General features: G+C 46.1%; 18 protein-coding genes, 1 riboswitch and 1 other annotated feature. Of the genes, 6 read left to right on the top strand and 12 right to left on the bottom strand.

Annotation, left to right across the window (positions count from 1 at the left end):
* Nucleotides 1–34: 34 nt before the first annotated feature.
* Complete coding sequence (gene asnS, locus Q9R36_RS21060; protein WP_129613517.1) at nucleotides 35–1426, bottom strand: asparagine--tRNA ligase; 1392 nt, start codon at nucleotides 1424–1426, stop codon at nucleotides 35–37.
* 51 nt (nucleotides 1427–1477) lie between these two features.
* Nucleotides 1478–1706, bottom strand: a binding site (T-box leader).
* Between the two features lie 528 nt (nucleotides 1707–2234).
* Between asnS and Q9R36_RS21065 the strand changes: the two genes are divergently transcribed.
* Nucleotides 2235–2666 (top strand): hypothetical protein, encoded by a 432-nt coding sequence (locus Q9R36_RS21065; RefSeq protein ID WP_311225834.1) that lies wholly within the window; start codon nucleotides 2235–2237, stop codon nucleotides 2664–2666.
* 53 nt (nucleotides 2667–2719) lie between these two features.
* Nucleotides 2720–3922: a DUF4085 domain-containing protein gene (locus Q9R36_RS21070; RefSeq protein ID WP_311225835.1), complete on the top strand. Its 1203-nt coding sequence runs from the start codon at nucleotides 2720–2722 to the stop codon at nucleotides 3920–3922.
* Between the two features lie 36 nt (nucleotides 3923–3958).
* Here Q9R36_RS21070 and Q9R36_RS21075 read toward each other — a convergent pair whose 3' ends face one another.
* The 4 genes from Q9R36_RS21075 to Q9R36_RS21090 form a co-directional block, all read right to left on the bottom strand.
* The gene (locus tag Q9R36_RS21075) at nucleotides 3959–5020 is read right to left on the bottom strand and encodes a DmpA family aminopeptidase (protein WP_311225836.1); all 1062 of its coding nucleotides are present in this window, start codon (nucleotides 5018–5020) and stop codon (nucleotides 3959–3961) included.
* 56 nt (nucleotides 5021–5076) lie between these two features.
* Nucleotides 5077–6036: a sensor domain-containing diguanylate cyclase gene (locus tag Q9R36_RS21080; RefSeq protein WP_311225837.1), complete on the bottom strand. Its 960-nt coding sequence runs from the start codon at nucleotides 6034–6036 to the stop codon at nucleotides 5077–5079.
* Between the two features lie 84 nt (nucleotides 6037–6120).
* Nucleotides 6121–6205, bottom strand: a riboswitch (cyclic di-GMP riboswitch).
* 116 nt (nucleotides 6206–6321) lie between these two features.
* Nucleotides 6322–8151: a YhgE/Pip domain-containing protein gene (locus tag Q9R36_RS21085; RefSeq protein WP_311225838.1), complete on the bottom strand. Its 1830-nt coding sequence runs from the start codon at nucleotides 8149–8151 to the stop codon at nucleotides 6322–6324.
* The gene (locus Q9R36_RS21090) at nucleotides 8151–10094 is read right to left on the bottom strand and encodes an efflux RND transporter permease subunit (RefSeq protein ID WP_311225839.1); all 1944 of its coding nucleotides are present in this window, start codon (nucleotides 10092–10094) and stop codon (nucleotides 8151–8153) included. The genes Q9R36_RS21085 and Q9R36_RS21090 overlap by 1 nt, the downstream gene beginning before the upstream one ends.
* Nucleotides 10095–10358: 264 nt before the next feature.
* On the opposite strand from Q9R36_RS21090, the gene Q9R36_RS21095 reads away from it, so the two are divergent.
* Nucleotides 10359–10928 carry a TetR/AcrR family transcriptional regulator gene (locus tag Q9R36_RS21095; RefSeq protein ID WP_262383049.1) on the top strand — a complete coding sequence of 190 codons (570 nt, stop codon included), beginning with the start codon at nucleotides 10359–10361 and terminating at the stop codon, nucleotides 10926–10928.
* A 100-nt stretch (nucleotides 10929–11028) separates the two neighbouring features.
* Here Q9R36_RS21095 and Q9R36_RS21100 read toward each other — a convergent pair whose 3' ends face one another.
* From Q9R36_RS21100 to Q9R36_RS21125, 6 genes are all read right to left on the bottom strand, one after another.
* Nucleotides 11029–11472: an NUDIX domain-containing protein gene (locus tag Q9R36_RS21100; RefSeq protein WP_311225840.1), complete on the bottom strand. Its 444-nt coding sequence runs from the start codon at nucleotides 11470–11472 to the stop codon at nucleotides 11029–11031.
* Between the two features lie 85 nt (nucleotides 11473–11557).
* Entirely contained in the window at nucleotides 11558–13600 is a 2043-nt protein-coding gene (locus tag Q9R36_RS21105; protein WP_009791992.1) for a DUF4179 domain-containing protein, read from the bottom strand.
* Nucleotides 13601–13812: 212 nt separating this feature from the next.
* Entirely contained in the window at nucleotides 13813–14664 is an 852-nt protein-coding gene (locus Q9R36_RS21110; RefSeq protein ID WP_311225841.1) for a DegV family protein, read from the bottom strand.
* A gap of 51 nt (nucleotides 14665–14715) precedes the next feature.
* Nucleotides 14716–15495, bottom strand: a complete 780-nt coding sequence (locus Q9R36_RS21115) for an RQC-minor-1 family DNA-binding protein (RefSeq protein WP_311225842.1) — start codon at nucleotides 15493–15495, stop codon at nucleotides 14716–14718.
* A gap of 24 nt (nucleotides 15496–15519) precedes the next feature.
* Nucleotides 15520–16398: a DUF1835 domain-containing protein gene (locus tag Q9R36_RS21120; protein WP_311225843.1), complete on the bottom strand. Its 879-nt coding sequence runs from the start codon at nucleotides 16396–16398 to the stop codon at nucleotides 15520–15522.
* 48 nt (nucleotides 16399–16446) lie between these two features.
* A complete protein-coding gene (locus Q9R36_RS21125) occupies nucleotides 16447–18114 on the bottom strand; it encodes an SWIM zinc finger family protein (RefSeq protein ID WP_311225844.1) in 1668 nt (555 codons plus the stop codon).
* Nucleotides 18115–18407: 293 nt separating this feature from the next.
* On the opposite strand from Q9R36_RS21125, the gene Q9R36_RS21130 reads away from it, so the two are divergent.
* Both Q9R36_RS21130 and Q9R36_RS21135 read left to right on the top strand, forming a co-directional pair.
* The gene (locus Q9R36_RS21130; protein WP_311225845.1) at nucleotides 18408–19694 is read left to right on the top strand and encodes a phytoene desaturase family protein; all 1287 of its coding nucleotides are present in this window, start codon (nucleotides 18408–18410) and stop codon (nucleotides 19692–19694) included.
* Nucleotides 19684–20544 (top strand): RNA polymerase sigma-70 factor, encoded by an 861-nt coding sequence (locus Q9R36_RS21135; RefSeq protein ID WP_129614166.1) that lies wholly within the window; start codon nucleotides 19684–19686, stop codon nucleotides 20542–20544. Before Q9R36_RS21130 ends, Q9R36_RS21135 begins: the two co-directional genes overlap by 11 nt.
* Nucleotides 20545–20605: 61 nt before the next feature.
* Here the strand turns inward: Q9R36_RS21135 and Q9R36_RS21140 are convergent, their stop codons facing one another.
* Nucleotides 20606–21208 carry a hypothetical protein gene (locus Q9R36_RS21140; protein ID WP_311225846.1) on the bottom strand — a complete coding sequence of 201 codons (603 nt, stop codon included), beginning with the start codon at nucleotides 21206–21208 and terminating at the stop codon, nucleotides 20606–20608.
* A 243-nt stretch (nucleotides 21209–21451) separates the two neighbouring features.
* Between Q9R36_RS21140 and Q9R36_RS21145 the strand changes: the two genes are divergently transcribed.
* A complete protein-coding gene (locus Q9R36_RS21145) occupies nucleotides 21452–22096 on the top strand; it encodes a GGDEF domain-containing protein (protein WP_311225847.1) in 645 nt (214 codons plus the stop codon).
* Nucleotides 22097–22128: the final 32 nt, after the last annotated feature.

A 22128-nucleotide genomic window follows, 5' to 3' on the forward strand; every position in this document is an offset into this window, starting at 1 on the left:
GCAGACAGGCTTTTTAAAATGATCTGGAGGTAAATTAAAATTCAGCATTCCCCGGAGTACGCGGGAATGGGATAACATCACGGATGTTCTTCATGCCTGTGAGGTACATGATCAGGCGCTCAAAGCCGATTCCGTAGCCGGAGTGCTTGGTTTCTCCATACTTGCGGAGCTCAAGATACCACCAGTAGTCCTTCAGGTCCATGCCCATCTCAGTGATTCTTTCTTTAAGGAGCTCTTCCCTCTCCTCACGCTGGCTTCCGCCGATCAGCTCGCCGATTTCAGGAACAAGCAGGTCTGCAGCGGCAACGGTTTTGCCATCATCATTCGCTCTCATATAGAAAGCCTTGATATCTTTTGGATAGTCTGTGACAAAGACAGGACGCTTATAAATGACTTCACTCAGGTAGCGCTCATGCTCTGTCTGCAGGTCTGCACCCCATTCAGGCTGATATTCGAACTTCTCGCCTGACTCTTTAAGCTGCTCGATTGCATCCGTGTAAGTCACGCGTGCATATTCAGTATTCAGCGCTGTGTTCAGCCTTTCGATAAGAGTCTTATCGATAAAGCTGTTGAAGAATGTAATTTCCTCAGGAGCTTCGTTCAGCACATACTGAATGACATGCTTAATCATCGCTTCTGCCAGGTCAAGGATATCCGGCAGCTCAGCGAATGCCACTTCCGGTTCAACCATCCAGAACTCAGCCGCATGGCGGGTTGTGTTAGAGTTTTCTGCACGGAAAGTCGGCCCGAATGTATACACCTTCTGGAAAGCAAGAGCGAATGCTTCTGCTGATAGCTGCCCGCTGACGGTCAGATTGGCTTCTCCATTGAAGAAGTCCTTGCTGAAATCCACGTCGCCTTCATCCGTTTTAGGAACATTATTCATGTCCATCGTTGTCACACGGAACATCTCGCCGGCACCCTCCGTATCACTGCCTGTAATGACTGGAGTTTGAGCGTAAATAAAGCCTTTTTCCTGGAAGAAGTTATGGATGGCATAAGAAGCCAGAGACCTGATCCGGAAAACAGCTGAATACGTATTCGTGCGCGGACGCAGATGGGCAATCGTCCTCAGGTATTCAAAAGAGTGCTTCTTCTTTTGCAGCGGATAGTCTGAATTTGATTTACCCTCAATCGTAATCTGCTCGGCTTTCATTTCAAATGGCTGCTTCATGTCAGGCGTCAGAACGATGGAACCTTCTATAGAAACAGTAGAGCTGATGGCCGCTTTTGTGATGTCTTTAAAATTCGGCAGCTCGTCTCCGTAAACGACCTGTACATTTTTAAGAAAAGTGCCGTCATTGACTTCAAGGAAGCCGAAAGTCTTTGAATCGCGGGACGTACGGACCCAGCCGGTTATACGCACCTTCTCATTCAAATGGGCTTCAGGATCTCTGTACAGCTCTTTAACAGTTGCTTTAATCATGATTGATCCTCCTAAAAAATAGTGTTCATAAAAAAAAGCCTACGTCCCCCTAAAAGGGACGAAAGGCTTTGCTTCCGCGGTACCACCCACATTGCCGCAAAATGCGGCCAGCTTATCAATTCCGGCAGATAACGTCCCGGACACGTCTAAGCCTACTCAGTGAGCCTTTTCGGTTAGAACTCAGAGGTGTTCTTCGCTCATGCATCCTCATCAGGCTCACACCATCCCTGACTCGCTTTAGATTACAGCACCAGCTACTCTTCCTCATCATCGATTTCGTTTGTTTAGTTCAACACCATATATATTAATCGAAGAGCGGGATAGTTTCAACTGGGATATTGGCTGCAGGGCAGATTAATCTCTTCATTAAGCATTATTGCCGAAAGTTTGAGGGGATAAACAGCTTGAGAAACGGGTTTCTTGGCTTGGTTGGTGGGCCAGGGGGTCAGGTCCCTTGGCTTAGTTTGTGGGCCAGGGGGTCTGTCCTTGGCTCGGTTGGTGGGCCAGGGGGTCAGGTCCCTTGGCTCGGTTTTGGGCCAGGGGTCTGTCCTTGGCTCGGTTGGTGGGCCAGGGGGTCAGGTCCCTTGGCTCGGTTTTGGGCCAGGGGTCTGTCCTTGGCTCCGTTTTGGACCAGGGGGTCTGTCCCCTTGGCTCTGTTTTGGGCCAGGGGGTCTGTCCCCTTGGCTCTGTTTTGGGCCAGGGGGTCTGTCCCCTTGGCTCCCTTACTCGCGGTAATGGCATGAATGAGCAGGGGCACATAAATTTCCAGAATGCTATAATAATAGAAAAAGCCAAAAGGATGCTCACAATGAAATCTTTAAAAATGAAGGCCTTCACCTGGATTGAATCCCTTAATGATCAATACTCAATTAACAGTTTTACTGGTAATCATGCCGCTTATTTTAAGCTTGATGGATTTGCCGATGAACCAGAGGTTTATATCCGTTTTACCGATGCAGGTCTGGACTTTGGATATGAAGCTGTACAATGGAACGGACCTATTCCGGCTCCGGTGCCTGGCATTTATACAAAACATTCTTTTCCCTGGAAGGAAGTTCAATCCTTGAACAGAGAAGAGCAGCAGGACGTGATGCTTGAACTGCTGCTTAAGACTATTAACACCAGAAAAAGGCAATATCGAAAGTGTCAGTTTTGCGGTGAAAAGGTTGCCAAGGAGCATCGGTTTGACAATGATACATGCCATGGCTGCGCATCGCGGCAATTTGGGGTTGTTTACTAGATTTAATGGAGATGTACAATATACTACTTTACCAAATGATTTGAGGTGCCTCAATGTGGAATCTAACAATTCAAGCAAAAGAAGCATTCTTAAAGCATAACCTCCTCCCCATTCCTGAGACAGACTCTGACTGGGAAAGCACCTTGAGAGAAGCCAAGGAAGAAGGAGAAGATCTCCCTGCCCGCCTGAAAGAGGAACTGGAGGATATAAAAGCTGAGCTGCTGACTGTGCTCCCGAGCCGCTTTGTTCCTTATCTTGAAAATGGAACGCTCAATCAGCCTTCCCTGCCAAAATCGGTCCGGGAGGATTATCTTCAATGGATGCGCAACAGTGACAGGGAGTTTGAACAGGTTTTGGATGCCGCATACGAGCAGACAACACAGGCTGCTGCCCATTTATCACCTGCTGTCCAGGAGGTGTTTGCAGAAAGCCTCCATGATGCGATTATTGAGCGGATTGAGCGGGAGAATGGCAATCTTCATCTGTATATCAATACAGAGAGCGGTTTTTCCACAAAGCCTTATATCCACTTTACTTTCCATCATATTACTGAGGAAGAAGCAGCTGAGCAGCTGCAGACCGGCCAATGGCTGATATACTATGAGCTCCAGATAACCGCTGCAGGCTTTGCCTTCCGCGTTCTGTTTGAATGCCCGGATGCCCAATGGACTATTCATATGAAGGATCTGACTGTGCAGTATTTTTATCGTCCGGTGCTTTATACGAGATTAAAAGATGAAGGAAAATTAGAGGATATGCCGCTTGGGAAATATATCGCACAGCTAGAACAAAATCAGCGCTATTGGCTGGCTGCGCCGGATGTGCTAAGCGAGATAAGCGTCTTAGGAGAACCGCTTCTTTTTAAGGATGGAAAGCTGCAAATTGACCAGAAAAACACTGTGGTTACAACCTCAAGCGGGCAATACACCTACCCTTTGGAGGAATATAATCCGATCGGCTTCATCTACACTGACATTGATGAAGACCCATACGCACACTTAAAGGAGCCGGTCCCTCCGGAAGAGCTGGAAGCTGCCATTTTCAGCGGGATCCCTAAACAGCAGGTCCGCGCCTGGAATACGATGTATACCAGTCCTGAAGAGCATGCGGAGACGATCAATCTCATCATGGAGAAACTGGAGTTTACCGAAGAAAATGAAATGATGCTGTTCGTTTATGCAAATCATTTTTATAAAGCTGGGGTTTTGACTGAAGATAATATGAAAAAGTACGGAGAATTGATTGATCATGAATAGGAGCCATGCGCCGCAATATTGGGGGCATGGCTTTTTTTACACCAGCCGGATACCATGCTCCCGCAGCAAATCACTCAAAGCCGGCCGCACATTCCCATTCCGGCCCACCACCCGTGTTGCCGCTGCCAAAGAATTCAGGACAGCTTCTTCCGTTGCATCGCCTGCCGCCCTGAAGGCCAGATCAATATCTTCTTCATGTATCATAGAAAAGGTCAGGCAATCTGCCGGTTTTTCATGAGGAATTTTCACAGCAGTCGAAAACCCAATGACAACCTCGCCGCTTCCCGTCCCGATGATTGACCCCGTCCGGGACAATCCTGTAACCGTCCTTTTAATAATTCGATTTAGCTGCCTCTCTGACACAGGCAGATCTGTAGCCACAATGATGATAACTGAACCTTTATCCTGCTCCTCCTTAGCTTGGATAGCCTCACTCAGCTCTACCCCGACCGCTTTCCCATTCACCCGCAGATCCTTTAAACCGCCGAAATTCGTCAGCACGAGAACGCCCAATGTATATGTCCCATGGTCCATCTCCATTACCCTTGAAGCTGTCCCGATCCCGCCCTTCAGCGAATAGCAAAGCATGCCGGTCCCGGCTCCAGCCGTTCCCTCTTCCACCTCGGCCGAGGCATTCTGCAGTGCCTGGAAAACATGCTCCCGCTCTATAAACCCAGCCCTGATATCATTCAAAAACATATCATTGCATTCACACACCACCGGATTTACCGTTCCAGTCGTCCGGCCGATTTCGGGATTAGACTCCAGCATATACTGAATCAAAGCATCTGCCGCTGTACCGATGCCGAGCGTGTTGGTCAGGATGATCGGGGATTCAAGCGTACCCAGCTCATTGATCTGAATTGTTCCCATACTCTTCCCAAACCCGTTGATCACATGGGTTGCGGCGATTAGCTTTTCTTTAAAAAGATTCCCCGGATGCGGCACAATCGCTGTGACACCGGTTTGTTTGGCACCATCGCTCAGCGTCGTATGCCCCACAGTTACGCCTTCCACATCTGTGATGCTATTGCGCGGACCTGTCTGAAGGGTTCCTATTTTTACTCCATAGTCTCTGATTCTTTTTTTGGCAGGCATTTTTATCCTCCATTTTTGCGAAGAAAGGCATCTCTCTCCCATCTGTTAGGATAGATTCAGGCACCTTTTTTCGTTCTTTTATGCTGATACATATGGTTATCCGCTTCAACAAATAAGCGTTCCATTACGCCTCGGGAATTTTCACTGAACGCAAAGCCTATTGATAGGTTGATTTTGACTTCCTGGCTGCTTTCATTATACCTGCTAATCTCTTCAGCTAGCTTTTCGGCCAGTAACTCCACCTGTTCTTTTTCCTTTTTTAAAAGAATGACGGCAAATTCATCTCCGCCAATCCTGGAAACATAAGCATCCTCTGTAAAAAAGCGTTCTAATAGATGTGCTGTTTCTTTAATTAGAAAATCCCCTGTTTTGTGTCCGTGGTTGTCATTTAAACATTTTAGACCGTCCAAATCACACAAAATGATGGCTGCAGCTATATCCTCACGTTCATTATATTTCTCCATCATTTGCTCGAAGAATTCACGGTTATATATGTCTGTCAACGCATCATGGGCGATTCGATATGTCAATGTCTCCTCCAGCTTTTTTCTCTCATCAATATTCCGCACCACCCCTTGAAGAGCAACCAGCACGCCATTTTCATATATGGGAGTCGCATACTCTTCAAACCATCGATAGTAGCCGTCTTTATCTTTCCAGCGCTGAACGATTGCTTGATTGAAATCTACCTGTCCATGGACTTTTTTTTGGAGAATATCCATATCCTCCGGGTGAATATCCCTGAAGGCAACACCAGCGTCCGAATAGGCATCCGCATTGGAACCTTCGCCGAAAAAGCATTCAGCTGAAGGACCAAGATATTTGAATTGCAGCTCCGGATAGACTTGGCAGTAATAAAGGAAATCCTTGGTGTTTTCGATCACATGCATATAACTTTCATGATTTTTAAAAGAGTCCGTTTCTTTCTTTTTCCAACTTCTGAAAAAATAAATCACAATCAATAAAACAGTCAGTGCCCCTAATCCAAAACCTTGTGCAAATTGTATGTTCATCATTGCTGTCCCTCTTCATTTTCCTCGATCCTTCAGCATAAAAAATAGACCAACCGAAACCGATTAGCCTATCGTCCATAAAGATGAATCGGTAACTGGCCGACATAGCCCCTTGGCTTTAGCCCCTATAGTTTTGCGCCCTCACCTTTCGATGAATTTGCCTATATTTATCTATTTAATTTTAAAGGATAAGCGGCAAGACTTCCAATGCAAACCATGGAGCCAGGGGGACAGACCCCGTGGCCCAATATCAAAAAGAGCCAAGGGACCTGTCCCCTTGGCTCACTCCTATGAAAACAGCGCCTTCAGACGAGCCCAAAACCCTTTCGGCTCTTCTTTAGGCTTTTCATTTTCTTTCGTTTCTTCCTGCTTAATGCTTTCTGTCTTCAGCACAAACTGAACTGAGTTGACCTTTTCGTTTTGCGATGATACGAAGGATACCGGTTTGAAGTCACTCTTGTCATATTCTTCGAGCATGCCTTCAACTTCTTCTTTCATTTGTTCAGGCAGATCCCTGGTTGCTTCATAAAGTTCAGTGGTACCGGTATGAAGGCTGGCTGCGCCGTTGGCGATTTCTCCTGTTCCGTCGGCGACGCCAGTAATGCCGTTATGCAGTTCAGAATAGGAACCTGCCAGCCTGCTCACTCCGCCGGTGTAGTCCACCAATCCCGAGTGAAAGGATTCGTAATTGGCGGCAAGTGCATTAACGCCTGCCTGCAGCTGTGCCATCGCATCGGCAGCATCTGAATTGGCTAGAGCCTGAGAGAGTCCGGCAGACATAGCGTCAAGATTCTTGGCCATCTCTGTAAGAGACGCGCTCACTTGCTCTAAGGTCCCGCTGACAGCGGCAAAGCTGCCTTGCCCAGCAGCAAAGACTCCTTTGGCATTTTGAGCAGCTGTATAAGTCTCAAGCAATTGCGCGACCACATCCGGATCGGCCCCGCTCTGCTTCAGCTGCTCGATCTGTGCCTGGGAAATCTCATGATTCGGAATGCCTTCCATTGCTTCATTCAAGCTATTGTAAGAGGCACTAAAGGCCTGCTGCAATTCTGACAGATTCCTGGACACTTCCCGCAGGCCGGCTGCGGATTGGGACAGTCCATCCTGCATCTTTTTCAAATCGCCAAGGCCCATTTCTCCAGAGCCAGCGCTCAGACTGCTATTCAGCTTTTGCAGAGCCTGCTCGATGCTCTTTGAGCCGCTGACCAGCTTGGAAGAGGAACCATCGAGCGCCGCTATTCCATTACGGTACTCCCTGGAGCCATCGCTGAGCTTAGCGGCGCCATTATGCAATTCCGAAGCGCCGTTCTGCAGCTGCCCCACTCCGTCATTGACTTCTTTGATCGCTTTTGTCAGTGTATCCATCTCACCTGTCATGTCATCGATGTCAGGTGCATCAATCGGGAGTGAAGACGGAATGGCTGTGATATCAATGCCTTCTAGCTCGAAATCTGCCACATCTGCTTCAAGTGTCAGATTTCCCTCTTTTTCCGGCATCACAGTGAATGTGGCCTGCTTGTTTTTCCCCGCATTGGCAAGCATCCCGTCCGGAGCCTCGATATTGCTGAATTTCTCCCCATTCAGCGGGAAAGAAATCTGCAGCAGATAGTTTTCGAAAAAGGAAGCTTCTGCACTTTCATTTCTGGAGGTTTGAATCCCAATCTCCACATGGCCGCTTTTTCCAGCCAATTCTTCCGGTGCGGTTTCCTGCCCATCCAATGTATACGTAATGGAAACATTCCATGGCAGGGCTGACTCATTCAAATCACCCTGATAATAAAACTTTCCTTCTTCTTCAGCCGTCACATTCACCGCTGCGTCTGATTTCTCAATCGGCGAGAGATCCGTCAGGTTTTTCAGGTTCGTATAGGGGCCATAATCAGTCACTTCCCCAGGTTCTTCAATATTTAAAATGTTGACCACATAAACTTCCTGATTTTCACCGGCTGGGCTGAGCTTTGCATACACCACTTCATCCTTTGAGGAAAGCTCTCCTGTTTCCTGGGAGACTTTTTCCCCTGACTTGCTGCCCGCTGTATCAGCCGAAACGAGCAGGGCGGGCATCATCATTAGGATGCTGGCAAAGACAGCCAAGAATTTTCTCATTCTCCTCATCATCACTTCTCCTTATAAAAGTTTGCTTTCCATGTTGTTTTCATGATCAGTTTATCGAAGATCAGCAGGCACGCCGGCAGGAAGAACACAACCATGATCAAGGCCAGCAGCGCTCCCCTGCCAAGCAGCAGTCCGATTGAAGCTACGATCGGATTTGATGAAGTTATCCATAAGATAAAGCCTACACTTGATAAAATTGAGGCCGAAATGCCGATGGAGAATATTTTTTCATCCATCGTTTTCTTGACTGCTTCAAGCGCAGACATTTCCTTCCGGTCTTCTTTATAAGCATCTGTCAGCAGGATCGCATAATCGACAGTCGCTGCAAGCTGGATGATGCTGACGAGCAGGTAGCCAACGTATACTAATGAAGAATCTGTAAAATAAGGGACCGACAGATTGATCCAGACGGCTGTCTGAATGGTCAGCAGCAGGATCAGCGGAATCGAAATCGACCTGAAGGTTACAAATAGGACGAACGCAACCGTCAGTAGAGTCAATAGATTAACCAGTGTGTTGTCTTTTTTGACCGTGTTTTTGATATCATACAATGTCACGCTTTCCCCGACTGAATACACCTTATCCCCGTACAGTTTTTCAGCAGTATCCTGGACCCGCTCGATTAGCTTGAATGCCTCGTCTCCCTCAGTTTTTGTATCTGTCTGAAGGATGATCCGGCTGTAATTTTCCGAGTAGAACTGTTCGGTGATGCTGGGGTCGAGATACTCTGGAGGGATTGCCGCACTGACAGTGTTGACATATGCCATGACACTCGTCACATGGTCAAGCTTTTCCAGATCGCCGGCGAGCTCTTCTTCCTTGGCCATATCCCCCTTCGGTACAAGCAGGACCATCGGCGTGCTTTCCCCGAACTCTTCTTTAATTTTCGCAAAATCGCTCCCCGCCCTGGTTGTTTCCGGCAGCTCTCCAACTCCATAAGTGAAATTGGTCTTGCTTTGCGCAAGAAAGGCCGGGACAATCAGGATGGCGACAAGCAATAGAACCGGCACCCGGAACTTCAGCACAAAATTCCCCTTGCCGCGGATGTATGGCAGCAATGGCTTATGCTGCGTCTTGTCGATCCATTTATAACAGAGCAATGTCAATGCCGGCAGGAACACCATGACACTGATGAAGCTCAGTAAAATCCCTTTGACCAGGTTGATGCCAAGATCCGACCCGATTTCAAACTCCATGAATGATAGGGCAATGAAACCGAAGAAGGTTGTGGACGCGCTGGCTGCGATTGCCGAAAATGATTTCTTCATCGCCAGCTCCATCGCTTCCCGCGGATCCCCTACCTTTTTCCGGTAATCGTTGAAGCTGTGCAGGAGGAAAATCGCGTAATCCAGCGACACTGCAAGCTGCAGGATCGGCGCGACCGACTGGGTGACAAAGGAAACCTCGCCGAGAAAAATATTCGTCCCCATGTTAACCAGAACCGATACACCGATGGCGGTCAGGAATAATAGCGGCTCCACCCAAGAAGTCGTGGAAACGACTAAAATGATAATAATGATCGGCACCAAAAAGGCGGCCGCATACATCGATTCCGTCCCGGCCATTTTCTGCTGTGTGGCCGTGTTCAGCGATTCCCCGGCCATCGCATTGTCCTCGCCGATGAGGTCATAGATGCGATCGGTGATCTGGACTTCTTCTCCTTCACGGATGCTGAAAGAAAACAAGGCATAGTCATCTTTGTAATAGTCATCTACCGTATTCCAGTCCGCCATCTCAAGCGGAGCCTTGATGTCGATCACATCATCCAGCCACATGACATCAGATACACCGTCAATCGCGGCCAGCTTTTCTTTGAAAGCCAGAGCTTCCTGTATGGTCATGTCCCGCATCATCACTCGGTTCGTCGGAACATTTCCTTCAAATTCCCGCTCCATCACTTCCATGGCTTTCGTCGACTGGGCGTCCTCCGGCAGATATTCCTTCATATCATAGTTCACCGACACAGTGAACTGCGCCAGGGCGCAAAGCACAGTCAAAACCGCAAACGTGATGGCAACGGCTTTTTTATGTTTAAGTATTCGTGCAGCAATATTGATGCGTGTTCACCCTCTCTTGCCCTTTTTTTCTATACACTTTATCATTATATAAACACGGTGTTGCCTATTCAACGAACAGTTCTCTAACTTCCGTGGTATTCCCGACACAATGATCAAAAGTGTTGGAAAACGCAAAAAGAAAGGAAACTAGTTATGACCTCTCCCAAAATGGACAGACGCAAAAAATATACAATCATGGTATTGAAAGACAGCCTCATGAAGCTATTGAAGGACAAGCAAATCTCCTATATCACCGTCAAAGAAATCTGCAGTCTCGCCGACATCAACCGCTCCACATTTTATTCCCACTATACCGATCAATATGACCTCCTGGACACAATCGAAGACGAAATCATCCAGGACATGCAGGGCTATATGAGCCAGTACAACTTCGAAAAAGAAGACCAGGCCCTCCAAATGATCGAAAAACTGCTCGAATACTTCGCCTCAAAGCACGAAGTATGCACCACCCTCCTCAACGAAAAAACAAACACAACCTTCGAAACAAAAGTCATCAACTTCGCCCATCAGGTCTTCATGACCAGCTGGCTCGCAGACACAGCGTACGATGAAAACCTTTCTGAATACCTCAGTACCTTCATCATCAGCGGCAGTATTCATGCGATAAAGAAATGGCTCAATAATGGGATGGATCATTCTCCGAGGGAGATGGCGGAGATTATTAATGGGGTGATTAATCGGGGGTTGTTGGGGGTGCGGTGAGGTGGGGGGCTGGGTTCCTTGGCCCGGTTTGAGCCAGGGGGTCAGGTTCCTTGGCCCGGTTTTAAAAAAAAGAGCGAGCCAGGGGGTCTGTCCCCTTGGCTCAAAACACCTCAATAAAAAACTCCTTGCTCTCCCCATGAACCAGCCGCTCCAGGACCTCATCCCTCTCTACAAATTCAACTTCATCAATTTCATCATCTTCCGGATTCAAATCCGACCTATCCCCCACATACTCAACAACAAACATCACCGTTTCCTGCCGGCTCAAGCCTGTTTTCTCAGCAAACTCCTTATCAAAATCAAAGCAGATCTTTTCCTCCAGCTGCTTTATAATCCGATATTCAGCAGATCCTGTTTCCTCTGCCAGCTCTCTTAATATCGCGTCCTTAAGATTTTCATCGCTATCCTCGACCCCGCCCTTAGGGAAATCCCACTCCCCTTTCATATGTCCTTCCGAATCTTTTAAAGCACTTCTTCTAACCTTATGAACCAAAAGGTATTCCTCTCCCTGAAATACGATGGCTCCTACAGCATTTCTAATCATTCGGCATTCTCCTTATTTGAGCCAGGGGGACAGACCCCCTGGCCCAGTTTCAAAAAAGAGCCAAGGGGTCTGTCCCCCTGGATCTCTATTCCAACGATATCCTCACAACATCTTCCAAATATTTAGTAGTACTGTACCCATAGATTTCAAGGGCTTGGGGAACTAAATTATCACCTTGTATTTTGACTCTTTCAACGGTAGAGAAATGGCGAAGGTACTCGAGCTTTTCGTATAGAGCAGGTGTGATTTGATGAACATCGTATTTTTTCCCGCTTTTATCGACGTAGACTCCTTCAGAGTCCATTTCGATTGAAGTATTTTCACTTTTCTCCGTTACAATATTGAAGTGAAACGACTCGTAGGCGCGATCTTTAATGTCATGATTGCTTAAGACAACAGTGGTAGGCTTGCCAACCTCTACCTTATCAATGGAAATCCTGCTGCCAGCATAGTTAAAGGTTTGCGGGTACTGCTTGGATGGGTCCAATCTAATTGATTTATAATCATCAAAAGATAAATACAGCCTCTTGAATTTCACCTCAATCTTCCCTGCCTTTTTTTCAAAAAGAGGTTCGAATTGTGCTTGATAACCATGCCATGAACCTAAGGAGGCACCGCCATAAAGATCCGCTTTTAATATTTTATTGTTCACTTCTAAACTGGCAAAATCAATATTATCTATCCTCTTTTTTCCTGACTGTGCATAACCCATGCTATATTGCAGAAGGGTGGCTGTCGGAGTAAGAATCAGTTTTTCCATCCGGACTGGGAGACCCTCAACTTCTATGTCTTTTTCCAGTTCATACTCGGTGGAAGGCTGCTTGACCACAGGAATCTCAAATTCCCACTCACCTCTTGCCTCCTCTAAGCCTCCGCTAAAAGTATCCCGGACAGAGGAGCCGCGGGTTAATTTCATCATCTTTGTAATCTTCAGCTTGACAGTGCCGCTATCTTTTAGCAGCGGCCTCAGACTGATTTTTCCATGATAGATGTTCTGTTCTTCCTTGTTTAAATCCGACTCCAGGTCAGGGGGATTATACGGAGGATACATTTGCTCATTCATGATGGACTGCTCATCCTCCACATAAACGCCATCATCAAAATTAATCATATACTGATTGTTTTTCTTCGTATCTTCGATTTCATAAAAAATCAGCGTCTGAACCTCATCAGCGATCACGCTCTTAATTTTAATCTTCACCCCATTATTTTCTGCTACCAAATTCAGCCTTTCACCCAGTTTCGCCTGCAGAAAAGGACGGAGCTCTGGATTTTCCTCCGATAAGGAATAATAGACTTTTGCGAAAGCCCCTGTAAAGAAACCAGTGCACATGAGTATAGCCAATACACTTGCAGCAATAAATCCGATTCTATTACGTTTGTTGTTCTTTTGCTGCCTCAGGTTTTCAGTCTGGGCAATTCTTTCTTTAATGCTCTCCATAAAGCCGGCCGGAATTTGAAACGCCTCCATGATCTTCGTCAAATGCAGCTGTGCTTCCTGAAAAGAAGCCAGATCCTCCTGACATTCCGGGCAATGATAAATATGCTTTTCGAAATCAATCTTAAGCGGCCTCTCCATGTTCCGCCCAAGATAATCTAAGTAAAACTTTTGGTACTCCGCACAGCCATTAAAATGCTCCCCATACCTAAGTCCATTTCTGAGCGACTGGATTCCAGAAACCAGCAGCTCCTTTACCTCTTTAACGGAAAGCTGGAGAAGGCTGGCTGTTTCCTCACTGGATAGTCCCTGCAGATAGGTAAAAACAAGCGCTTCCCTCTCTTCTCCTTTTAACTGTTCAAGCGCGTTGAACAGTTCCTCATGCGCATCACTTTCCTCTGAAGCTTCTATACTCCCGCTTGCAGCAAGCTCACGGCACTTATCTATAAAAACCCTTGTTACCCATATATCAAATGTTGTTTTGCTTTTTATTTTCGGAAAATCCTTCCGTGCTTTTAATATAGTCTGGTAGAAAAGCTCTTCCAGCTGCTGCTGATTCCTAAGATAAGACCAGCCTAATATATAAAAAGACCGCTGATGCTTTTCGAACCAACCAACAATCGACAGTAAATCGTTTCTACTAATATCCTCTGGTAAACCAGCATTCACTTTATTTGGGATGATCAACATGTTCCCCCCTCTATTTCCTAATTATACCTGTTAGTGAGCCAGGGGGACAGACCCCCTGGCTCAATCTCAAAAAGAGCCAAGGGGACAGACCCCCTGGCCCAATCTCAAAAAGAGCCAAGGGGACAGACCCCCTGGCCCAATCTCAAAAAGAGCCAAGGGGACAGACCCCCTGGCCCAATCTCAAAAAGAGCCAAGGGACCTGTCCCCTCGGCTCACACTTCTAATCCAGCCACCCCAAAACCGCCGGCTCCGGAGTGGGTGGAGATCATGCCGCCTGCTTGGATCCACATTACGTTTTTGAATCCAGCTTCTTCGGCGATTTCGTCCATCCGCTTTTTAATTGTTTCATCAAGGCCGATTGAGTAAATGAAGTAAAGCTGGTCTCTGTCAATCTTGTAATCATTTAAATAATCCTGCATCAATTTTTCAGCCACCGTGCTCATTTTTCCGCGGTATTTTTTCGTGGAGACGAGCTTCCCGTCAACCAATTCTATGCAGGGTTTTATTTTTAAAAGTGTTCCGCCAAGGTACGCCATATTGCTTACGCGCCCGCCCGCTCTTAAGAAATCCAGGCTGCCCGGGATGAAAGCCAGCCTGGACTTTGGCACGATGCTTTCAATTTTACCAACCAGGGCTGCAGGATCAATGCCAGGTTCCTGTTCCAGCTGTTCTGCTGCGTAGATGACAACGGCAGCCAATCCGCCTGTCACATTTAGGGCATCAATCAGGAATAGATCTTCAAACTCTTCCGCTGCGATTACGGCATTCTGAAAAGAAGAAGAAGCTTTGCTTGTATATCCAATATGGATAATGACGCCATCCGGATAATCCTCTCTTATCTTCGCAAAAAACTCCTCGTATTCATAAGAGTTCGTTGATGTCGTAGAGGGAATCTTTTTCATTCGTGCATAATAATCATAAATATCTTCAACCGGCAAATGGCCATCCAAATAATCCTTCCCATCCATTACGATGTGCATCGGAACCACCTGAACGTTATACCTTTCAGTTAAATCAGCCGGCAAATCAGCGCCGCTTTCAGTCGTGAGAATGATCTTTTTCACTTATTTCGCCTCCTAGTTAGAAGCCATGGGGACAGACCCCCTGGCTCAGTCTCAAAACGGGCCAAGGGGTCTGTCCCCATGGCTCTTCCGGCATTCGCTGCACCTCTTCGGCAGCGCAAATCCCTTCTGCTTAAAAAACTTCTGTTCACCGATAGAAAAAGTGAATCTACCTCCGCACTCATAGCACTTTAATAGAAGATCTTGAGGAGCTGAACCTAATAAAGCTTCATTCAGTATCAATTTTCGTTCCTTGGCTGCCTTGCTATCTCCCTGCTTATTCTCTTCCAGCAGATTAATGGTTTCCCTAATTGCGGCGCGGACTTTTTTATATTCGATATTTTCCCATAACCGTAAGTAAGGTATAAATTCTTTGTTTCTGGATTCCTTGATTTTTTCCAGCATCAAAAGAATCATCTCGCGATTTCGATCCTTTAAATACAGCATATCCGGTTCCAGTACTCCCTGGTGGATCCAGTCCTTCCATTCATAGATCAATTCATCGGTCATCTGGTCAGCTTCAATCAGCCAGCCCCTCTCCGTAAACACAATCATCGGGAGTTTCCCCTGATACTCTATATCCAGAAAGTCATGGTCCAGCATCCAGTCAATTTTCCCAATCACTTCTTCCAGCTTTTCTGCCCGGTAATAACCGTAAACAGGGGACTTGTCCACTCCAAGCTTCAGCACCTTTTTCTCTTTTGAACCCTTCAAAATCTTGGCAAGAAGTGTCCTGCCTCCCTGAAGAATGATTTCATCTGCGCCCCTCAAAATAGCTTTTATTTCATCATGAGATAAATCTGGCATATGAATGACAACTCCTTTTTGAGCCATGGGGACAGACCCCCTGGCCCACTTTCAAAACGAGCCAAGGGACCTGTCCCCCTGGCGCAGCCTCACACTATAAAACCTCATCGCCAGCAGGCTGCCTTCCGCCTCGAATACGCCTGCTGCTATCATTTTCTTCAATCGATATTCAAGAAAGTCGTCTCCTACATACTGATCCAAACGCCCAAGCACGTCGCCAATCAGCCTTGCTGATTTCATGAAATCCTTTTCCTTTTGCTTGGCATGCAGCTTTTCGGCCCTGCTTTTTATAAATGTATCATAGTAGTCTTCCGGAAAGCTGTGGATCAGTTGGTTCCTCCATACTCTTAAATTTGCCCGATCTTCTGAAAGGATCAGCCACTCTTTTTCCAGATGTTCTCTATCATGGTCTGTTAACCATTTTCCAAATGGGCTTTCCCAGATCAGCTGAAGTATCTCAGGGGATATTTCCCCTGTGTGCAATGGAGTAAATTTCACTTTTTTGTCTGGAAACATTTCTTCACCCGCTTTTGTTGTGTTGATCGCGGAGATGTCTATATTTTTCCCCTTCAAAAGATACACAACATACTGCAATCCCGTCTGCTCGTGGGCATTATCACCATGCCAGATAATGATATGAGAGCCATCAGGTATATCCTGTATCTGTCTGATCGTCTTCTCAAACTTATTCCGATATTCGGGATATTCCTCATAATCATCACTGATCAAATCCTTCATCCATTCCATCCTGTTTTCTCTCCCGCTCTCTTCATGCAGCATCCAAACAGGACCAACTGAAAAGATGTCCCTAAAAAACACAACCCTCTCCTGCTCAAAAATGCCCATATCCCTAAAGGCATTTTTCAAAGATCCAGCAGGGGACTCCCCAAACAAAATATGTATGCGATTCAAACCTCTCTCTTGTCCCATGCTTGACCTCCTTCCCTTGAGCCATGGGGACAGACCCCCTGGCTCACATCACCGTATCTTCTCCAGCTCATCCAAAAAAGCCGGCTTTCTTTTATTATCTTCTGCCAGCCTTTCAATGATTTCAGCCTGCTCCGGTTTCCCGGCAAGTTTCTTAAAACGAATCAACTTCCGGCAAACCTCCCGATACTGGCTTCGATTAGATGCAGATTTTGCTTCATTATAGATATATACCCTGTAAATCCCGGTAACATCTTCCTTATAATGGTTTGCGAGCTTTCCGGCATATTTTTCAATATAGCTGGGATTTTTCCGGACAAAGATCATAAGCTCTTCCGTATCATTTTCCTTTTCTATCAATTGAAGCAGGAGGCGTTCATTATTCCATCTATTATTCCCCTTCAGCTCTTCCTTAAGCTTCTCATAAAACCGTTCATTCTCCTTTCCAAGCTCTTTCAATTCCCCGTACATGCCAAAGTCGCCATCTAAAAACATCTCTCTCGCCAATGATTGCTGCTCTTCTTTCCTTCCGAGGTCTTTATACGCTTTGTACCGGTATTCCTTCCACTTGGTTACCAGTCCAGCATACTCTCTATCCTGGTCCTCTCCAGCCAAAGCAACTTCGATGACTTTTTCGTAATGGCTTTCCTCCAGATATTTCTCCAGCAGCTGCTTTCTAAAAGAGGAAAAGTGCAGGTGCTCCTGCATAAACTTCATCGCTTCCTCTGCCGGCCCATACTGATCAAGCAGCTGGTATAATAGCTGAAGCAGGCTTTCCTTCCTGTATTTCGAATACCTATCATCCGGCGCTGCTCTTAGTAGCTGGGACTCAATAATATTTCTTAATTGTTCTCTATAATAATCAGTCGAGGCAAATATTAGACAAATTTGGAGAAGGTCAATCTGGAATTCGTCCCAGCCATCAAACATGTTACTATTTGCAGCCTTCAATAGCTTGTTGAACACCACTTCCCTCTGGTCACTTCCAGCTGCATCCATGGCGATTTCCTCAATCTTCTCGAGAGTTCCCTTGATTAGAAAACCAACGTCTCCATCTGAATCATCTGTATATTGAAAGGAAGCTATAGCTTCCTCCAGAAGTAACAAAGAAATATCTGCAGCCAGCTCCGGATCACTGACATCACCCGCTTTTTCGAGGACTGTTTCCAGCTCGATCGTAAACCGGCCAGCGTTTCTGGAAGTAATAAACCCGCCCCTGCCTTTATACTCCCTCACAATATCCTTGATCAGCTTTTTGCATGCCTTCAGCTCTTGTTTGCTGCCTCCCTTTACATATTTCAATAAGAGTTTTCTTTCAAGTCCCTCATCATAATAGGCGGCTTCCAGAAGAATTTGAACCAATTCTTCCTTTGATAAATCAGCCAGGACCTCTTCCAGAGCGGGAACTTTCTCAGTTTTTTTCACTGCCCTATTTTCCTGCTTAACTCCATCCAACATTCCCGCCAGCTGGTAAAAAGCTGCAGCCTGGTGCTTACAGATCGGGCCATAATCATAGGGACAATCACATTCGGAATCGGCAATCTCCCCATCTTCCTCAACCTCAACCCAAACCTCATAAAAATCCGTCCCCTCCGCTTGGAAAAAATACTTATTTTCAGCATTGGTTTCTATATGCTCCAGGCGCCCGTCTATATAATAGTCATGTCCTCTGTCGAGAATCGCGGCATCAATTGCACTTTTGAAATTACTTAAGTTCATGTTTCACCCTCCCTTATGAGCCATGGGGACAGACCCCCTGGCCCATCTCAAAACGAGCCAAGGGGTCTGACCCCGTGGCTCATCTTACCATCACCCTATGACTCCATATTTTCTGTTTCGCTGGTCTCTGTCGAATATCCTCCTAATAATCCTCTTTTCTCTTCTTTGAGCCAAGGGGACAGGTCCTCTGGCCCATTTTAAAAAGAGCCAAGGGACCTGTCCCCTTGGCTCATCGGTCACAAAACTCCTCCTTCAACCGTCATAAGAATGAATTTAAAACAGGAGGGATTTTTATGACTCAAAATCATTGGGATGCTGTCATCATAGGCGGCGGTTTAGCCGGCCTTGTTTCCGCAGCTGTTTTAGGAAAAGCCGGGATGAAGACTCTTCTGCTTGAAAAAGCGAAGTCTGCCGGGGGGCGTGCAAAAACGGATATCATCAGCGGACAGTATTTTAATATGGGACCGCATGCCCTTTATAAAAATGGAAGGGCTGTACCCATCCTCAAAGAGTTGGGTGTAGAGATCAATGGCAGTACGCCTAAAATAGGCGGTTTGTTAATTGATGGCCCCGAATCTTTTACGGCACCATTTTCACCAACCGGAGTCCTGCAATCAAAGCTTTTAAACTGGAAAGAAAAAATAGAATGGATAGGCATTCTGCGCAAGATTCAGAAGCTGCAGCCCGGCCAATACAGTAATCAAACCTTCCATCAATTTGTGCACGAAACAACGAAGACTCCTAACATCCAAAAGCTTCTTTTTACACTCGGACGCCTTGTGAGCTATTCCCATGCCCCCGAACAAATCAGTGCGAGCGTCATGCTGGCCCACATGCAAATCGGCATGGGCGGTGTGATTTATGTGGATGGCGGGTGGCAATCCATTATTGATCAGCTGTACAACCAAGCCGTCACAAACCATGTACAGATTCAGACCAGTGCAAATGTGAAGCAGCTGACTGCTTTGGACAACGGCCAGTGGCAGATCACAGTATCCAATCAGGAACCGATCTATTGCAGTAACATCATTTATAGCGGCCCCCCTCAAGCACTGAATGACCTGCTCGGCGAATCTGCCAAGCTGCCTTTCAATCACTTTGAACCCATCAAAGCGGCCGCATTGGATGTTGCATTATCCAGGCTTCCCAATCCGGAAAACTTATTTGCCATGGGAATCGATGCACCCTACTATTATTCTGTTCACTCTAACTATGCCCGGCTGTCAAAGAAAGGAGAAAGCACCATTCTCCATGTGCTGAAATACCATCATCCCGATGAGTCCATTGATGCTACTGAAGAAAAAAGGAATCTGGAGAATTTTTTAGAGGTAATACAGCCTGGCTGGCAGAAATATATGATTACGAAGAGATGCCTTCCACAAATAACGGTGAATGGCCGATTGCCAATGGTCAATGACACATCGTTATTTACCCGCAGCTCCGCCATCCTCCCCGGGCTCTACGCTGCTGGAGATTGGGCCTCGCCTTCTTTCATATTGTCAGAGGCTGCAGCGGAAAGCGGAAAACAGGCCGCTCTGGAAGTGATCGATAAAGAAATGAGGATCAAGCATGCAAATTAGCGATGAAGATTATGTGCTGTATAAGCCGTTATTATTTTCTCTCGGCTACCGCATGACCGGCTCCGTCTCAGAAACCGAAGATCTGATCCAAGAAACCTTCCTTCGGGCTTATCAGCTGCCTGAACTGGAGGTTGAGAACAAGAAGGCTTATTTATGCAGAATGATGACAAACCGCTGCATCGATTTTTTAAGATCTGCGAGGGTAAAAAGAGAGCAGTACATCGGTCCCTGGAACCCGGAGCCCCTCCTGTCGGCGGGAGACAAGCGAGCCAATCCGTCGGAAATCCTCATGGAAAAGGAGTATTTAAGCATCGCCTATTTACGGATGATGGAGCATCTCACCCCTCATGAACGGGCAGTCCTGCTGCTGCGGGAGGCGTTCGGCTTTTCATATTCGGAGATTAGCAGAATGATTGAAAAAACGGAAGATAACTGCCGCAAACTGTTCAGCCGGTCCAAACAGAAAATGGCCGCAGCCGAAGGAGAAAGCCTGGATTATCAAAAGAACCTCTCATTGATCCAGCGCTTCATCCTCGCATTCCAAACAGAACGTACAGAAGACCTGCTCGAACTCATCTCAGAAAATGTGACACTCTACTCCGACGGCGGCGGAAAAGTCAAAGCAGCCGTACGTCCGATTCTGACCCGCCAGAGGGTATTGGCCTTCTTACAGGGAATTACACGCAATTTATCCAATGAAGTGCAATTTACCCTCACCACCGTCAATGGCCAGCCTGCCATGGTCAACTACATGAACGGCCGCATCCACAGCACCATAAGCTTTTCGATTTTTGAAGATCGTATTGCGGAGATTTATATTACTATGAATCCGGAGAAGCTGGGGGGATAGAGCCAGGGGGACAGACCCCTTGGCTCACTTCAAAAAGAGCCAGGGGGTCAGACCCCCTGGCTCAAAATTGAATTGGACTATACAGGCCGAAAATAATAGCCACAACGAATGAAAGAATAACGACAATAGCCATTTGCTTACCTGTTTTATAAAAGATGATGCCCAGAACCATATACATCATTAATTCTTCTATATAAGATACATACACATAAAATAGGCCAATGCCCAGGGAAAGGCCTAATAAAAGTCCCATCGGGAGAGCCGGCAGGACAAAAGCTAGACGTGGGTCATTCTTAGCTATCCAAACAATCATAGCCAAGAAAGGAGATACGATGGCTATACTGCCCCACAGAAGAAAATAACTCGTTGGAAAAAAGCCGAATAAATAGGCAGAATACACATAATAACTTATCAGCATGCCGATGAAGAACAGGAACGTATTCAGAGCCGCTCGTAACAATGTTTTACTATACGCTGCCAAAATGGTCCCGATCAATACCCAAATGCCGGGCCTTGTAAAAATATCCCCTGAATAGCTTAGGATATAGTTACCCCAGTGCCCATCAACAGAGACTGTATCTAAATACTTGGCGATTGCCCCCAGTAATATTCCAAAGACGAGACTTAAAACAAATCCTGGTATCTTTCTAATTAACTTAATCATTTGGCACCTCAATATGGGACGGAGCCCTCGTTTTGAACCACCGGGACAGACCCCCTGGCCCAGTCTCAAAAAGAGCCAACGGACCTGTCCCCTTGGCTCATTCTATAAATATCACTTTACCATAAAGAATTTTATAAAAGGAAAAACTTTCTTTAATTGTAAAAACTTTATATCGAAATAACAAATATCTACGAGCACATGATATGATAAATACAAACTTTTCAACTACAAAGGTGAGCGATAATGAAGCATACTGGTAAAATCATCGGAAGTTTGAGTTTGTTATTATTTCACTCCGTATATATCCTCTATTACTATCTCCGTGATAGAGAAGTAGAGCCTCTGGATTTGTATACATATCCCTTATTAATCTGGTTTGGCTATTGGGCTGGCAAACAGTATGACAAAGTGAGATTTTATTCGGAGAAAGATGAACTGACAGGGACATACAATCGAAGATATATCTTAAGCAACTTTAAAAAACTATCTAACCTAACAGAAAAAATGAACAATAAACTTTTCGTAGTAATAGTTGATTGTGATAATTTTAAAGTGATTAATGACACCTTTGGGCATTTTACAGGCGATATGATTTTGACTAAAATCAGCAAAGCACTTGCTGAAACAGCAAGACAAAGTGATATCGTCGCCCGCTGGGGTGGTGACGAATTTCTGCTCATCGGACAATCCAATGACGAGACAGAAATGCAAACCGTTCTGCAAAAACTCGAAGAGAAAATAAAAGATTTATCTAAGGAAGTAAAAATGCCTATTACACTTTCTATTGGATCTGCCCTCTATCCAGATGACAGCAAAAATTTATTTGAATTAATCAAGATTGCGGACCACCATATGTATAGCAGTAAGAATTCAAAGAAAGCCTTGTAGGAGCCAAGGGGACAGACCCCCTGGCCCACTTC

It is taken from the genome of Bacillus sp. AG4(2022) (assembly GCF_031844465.1).
Classification (GTDB): Bacteria; Bacillota; Bacilli; order Bacillales; family Cytobacillaceae; genus Bacillus_AB; species Bacillus_AB infantis.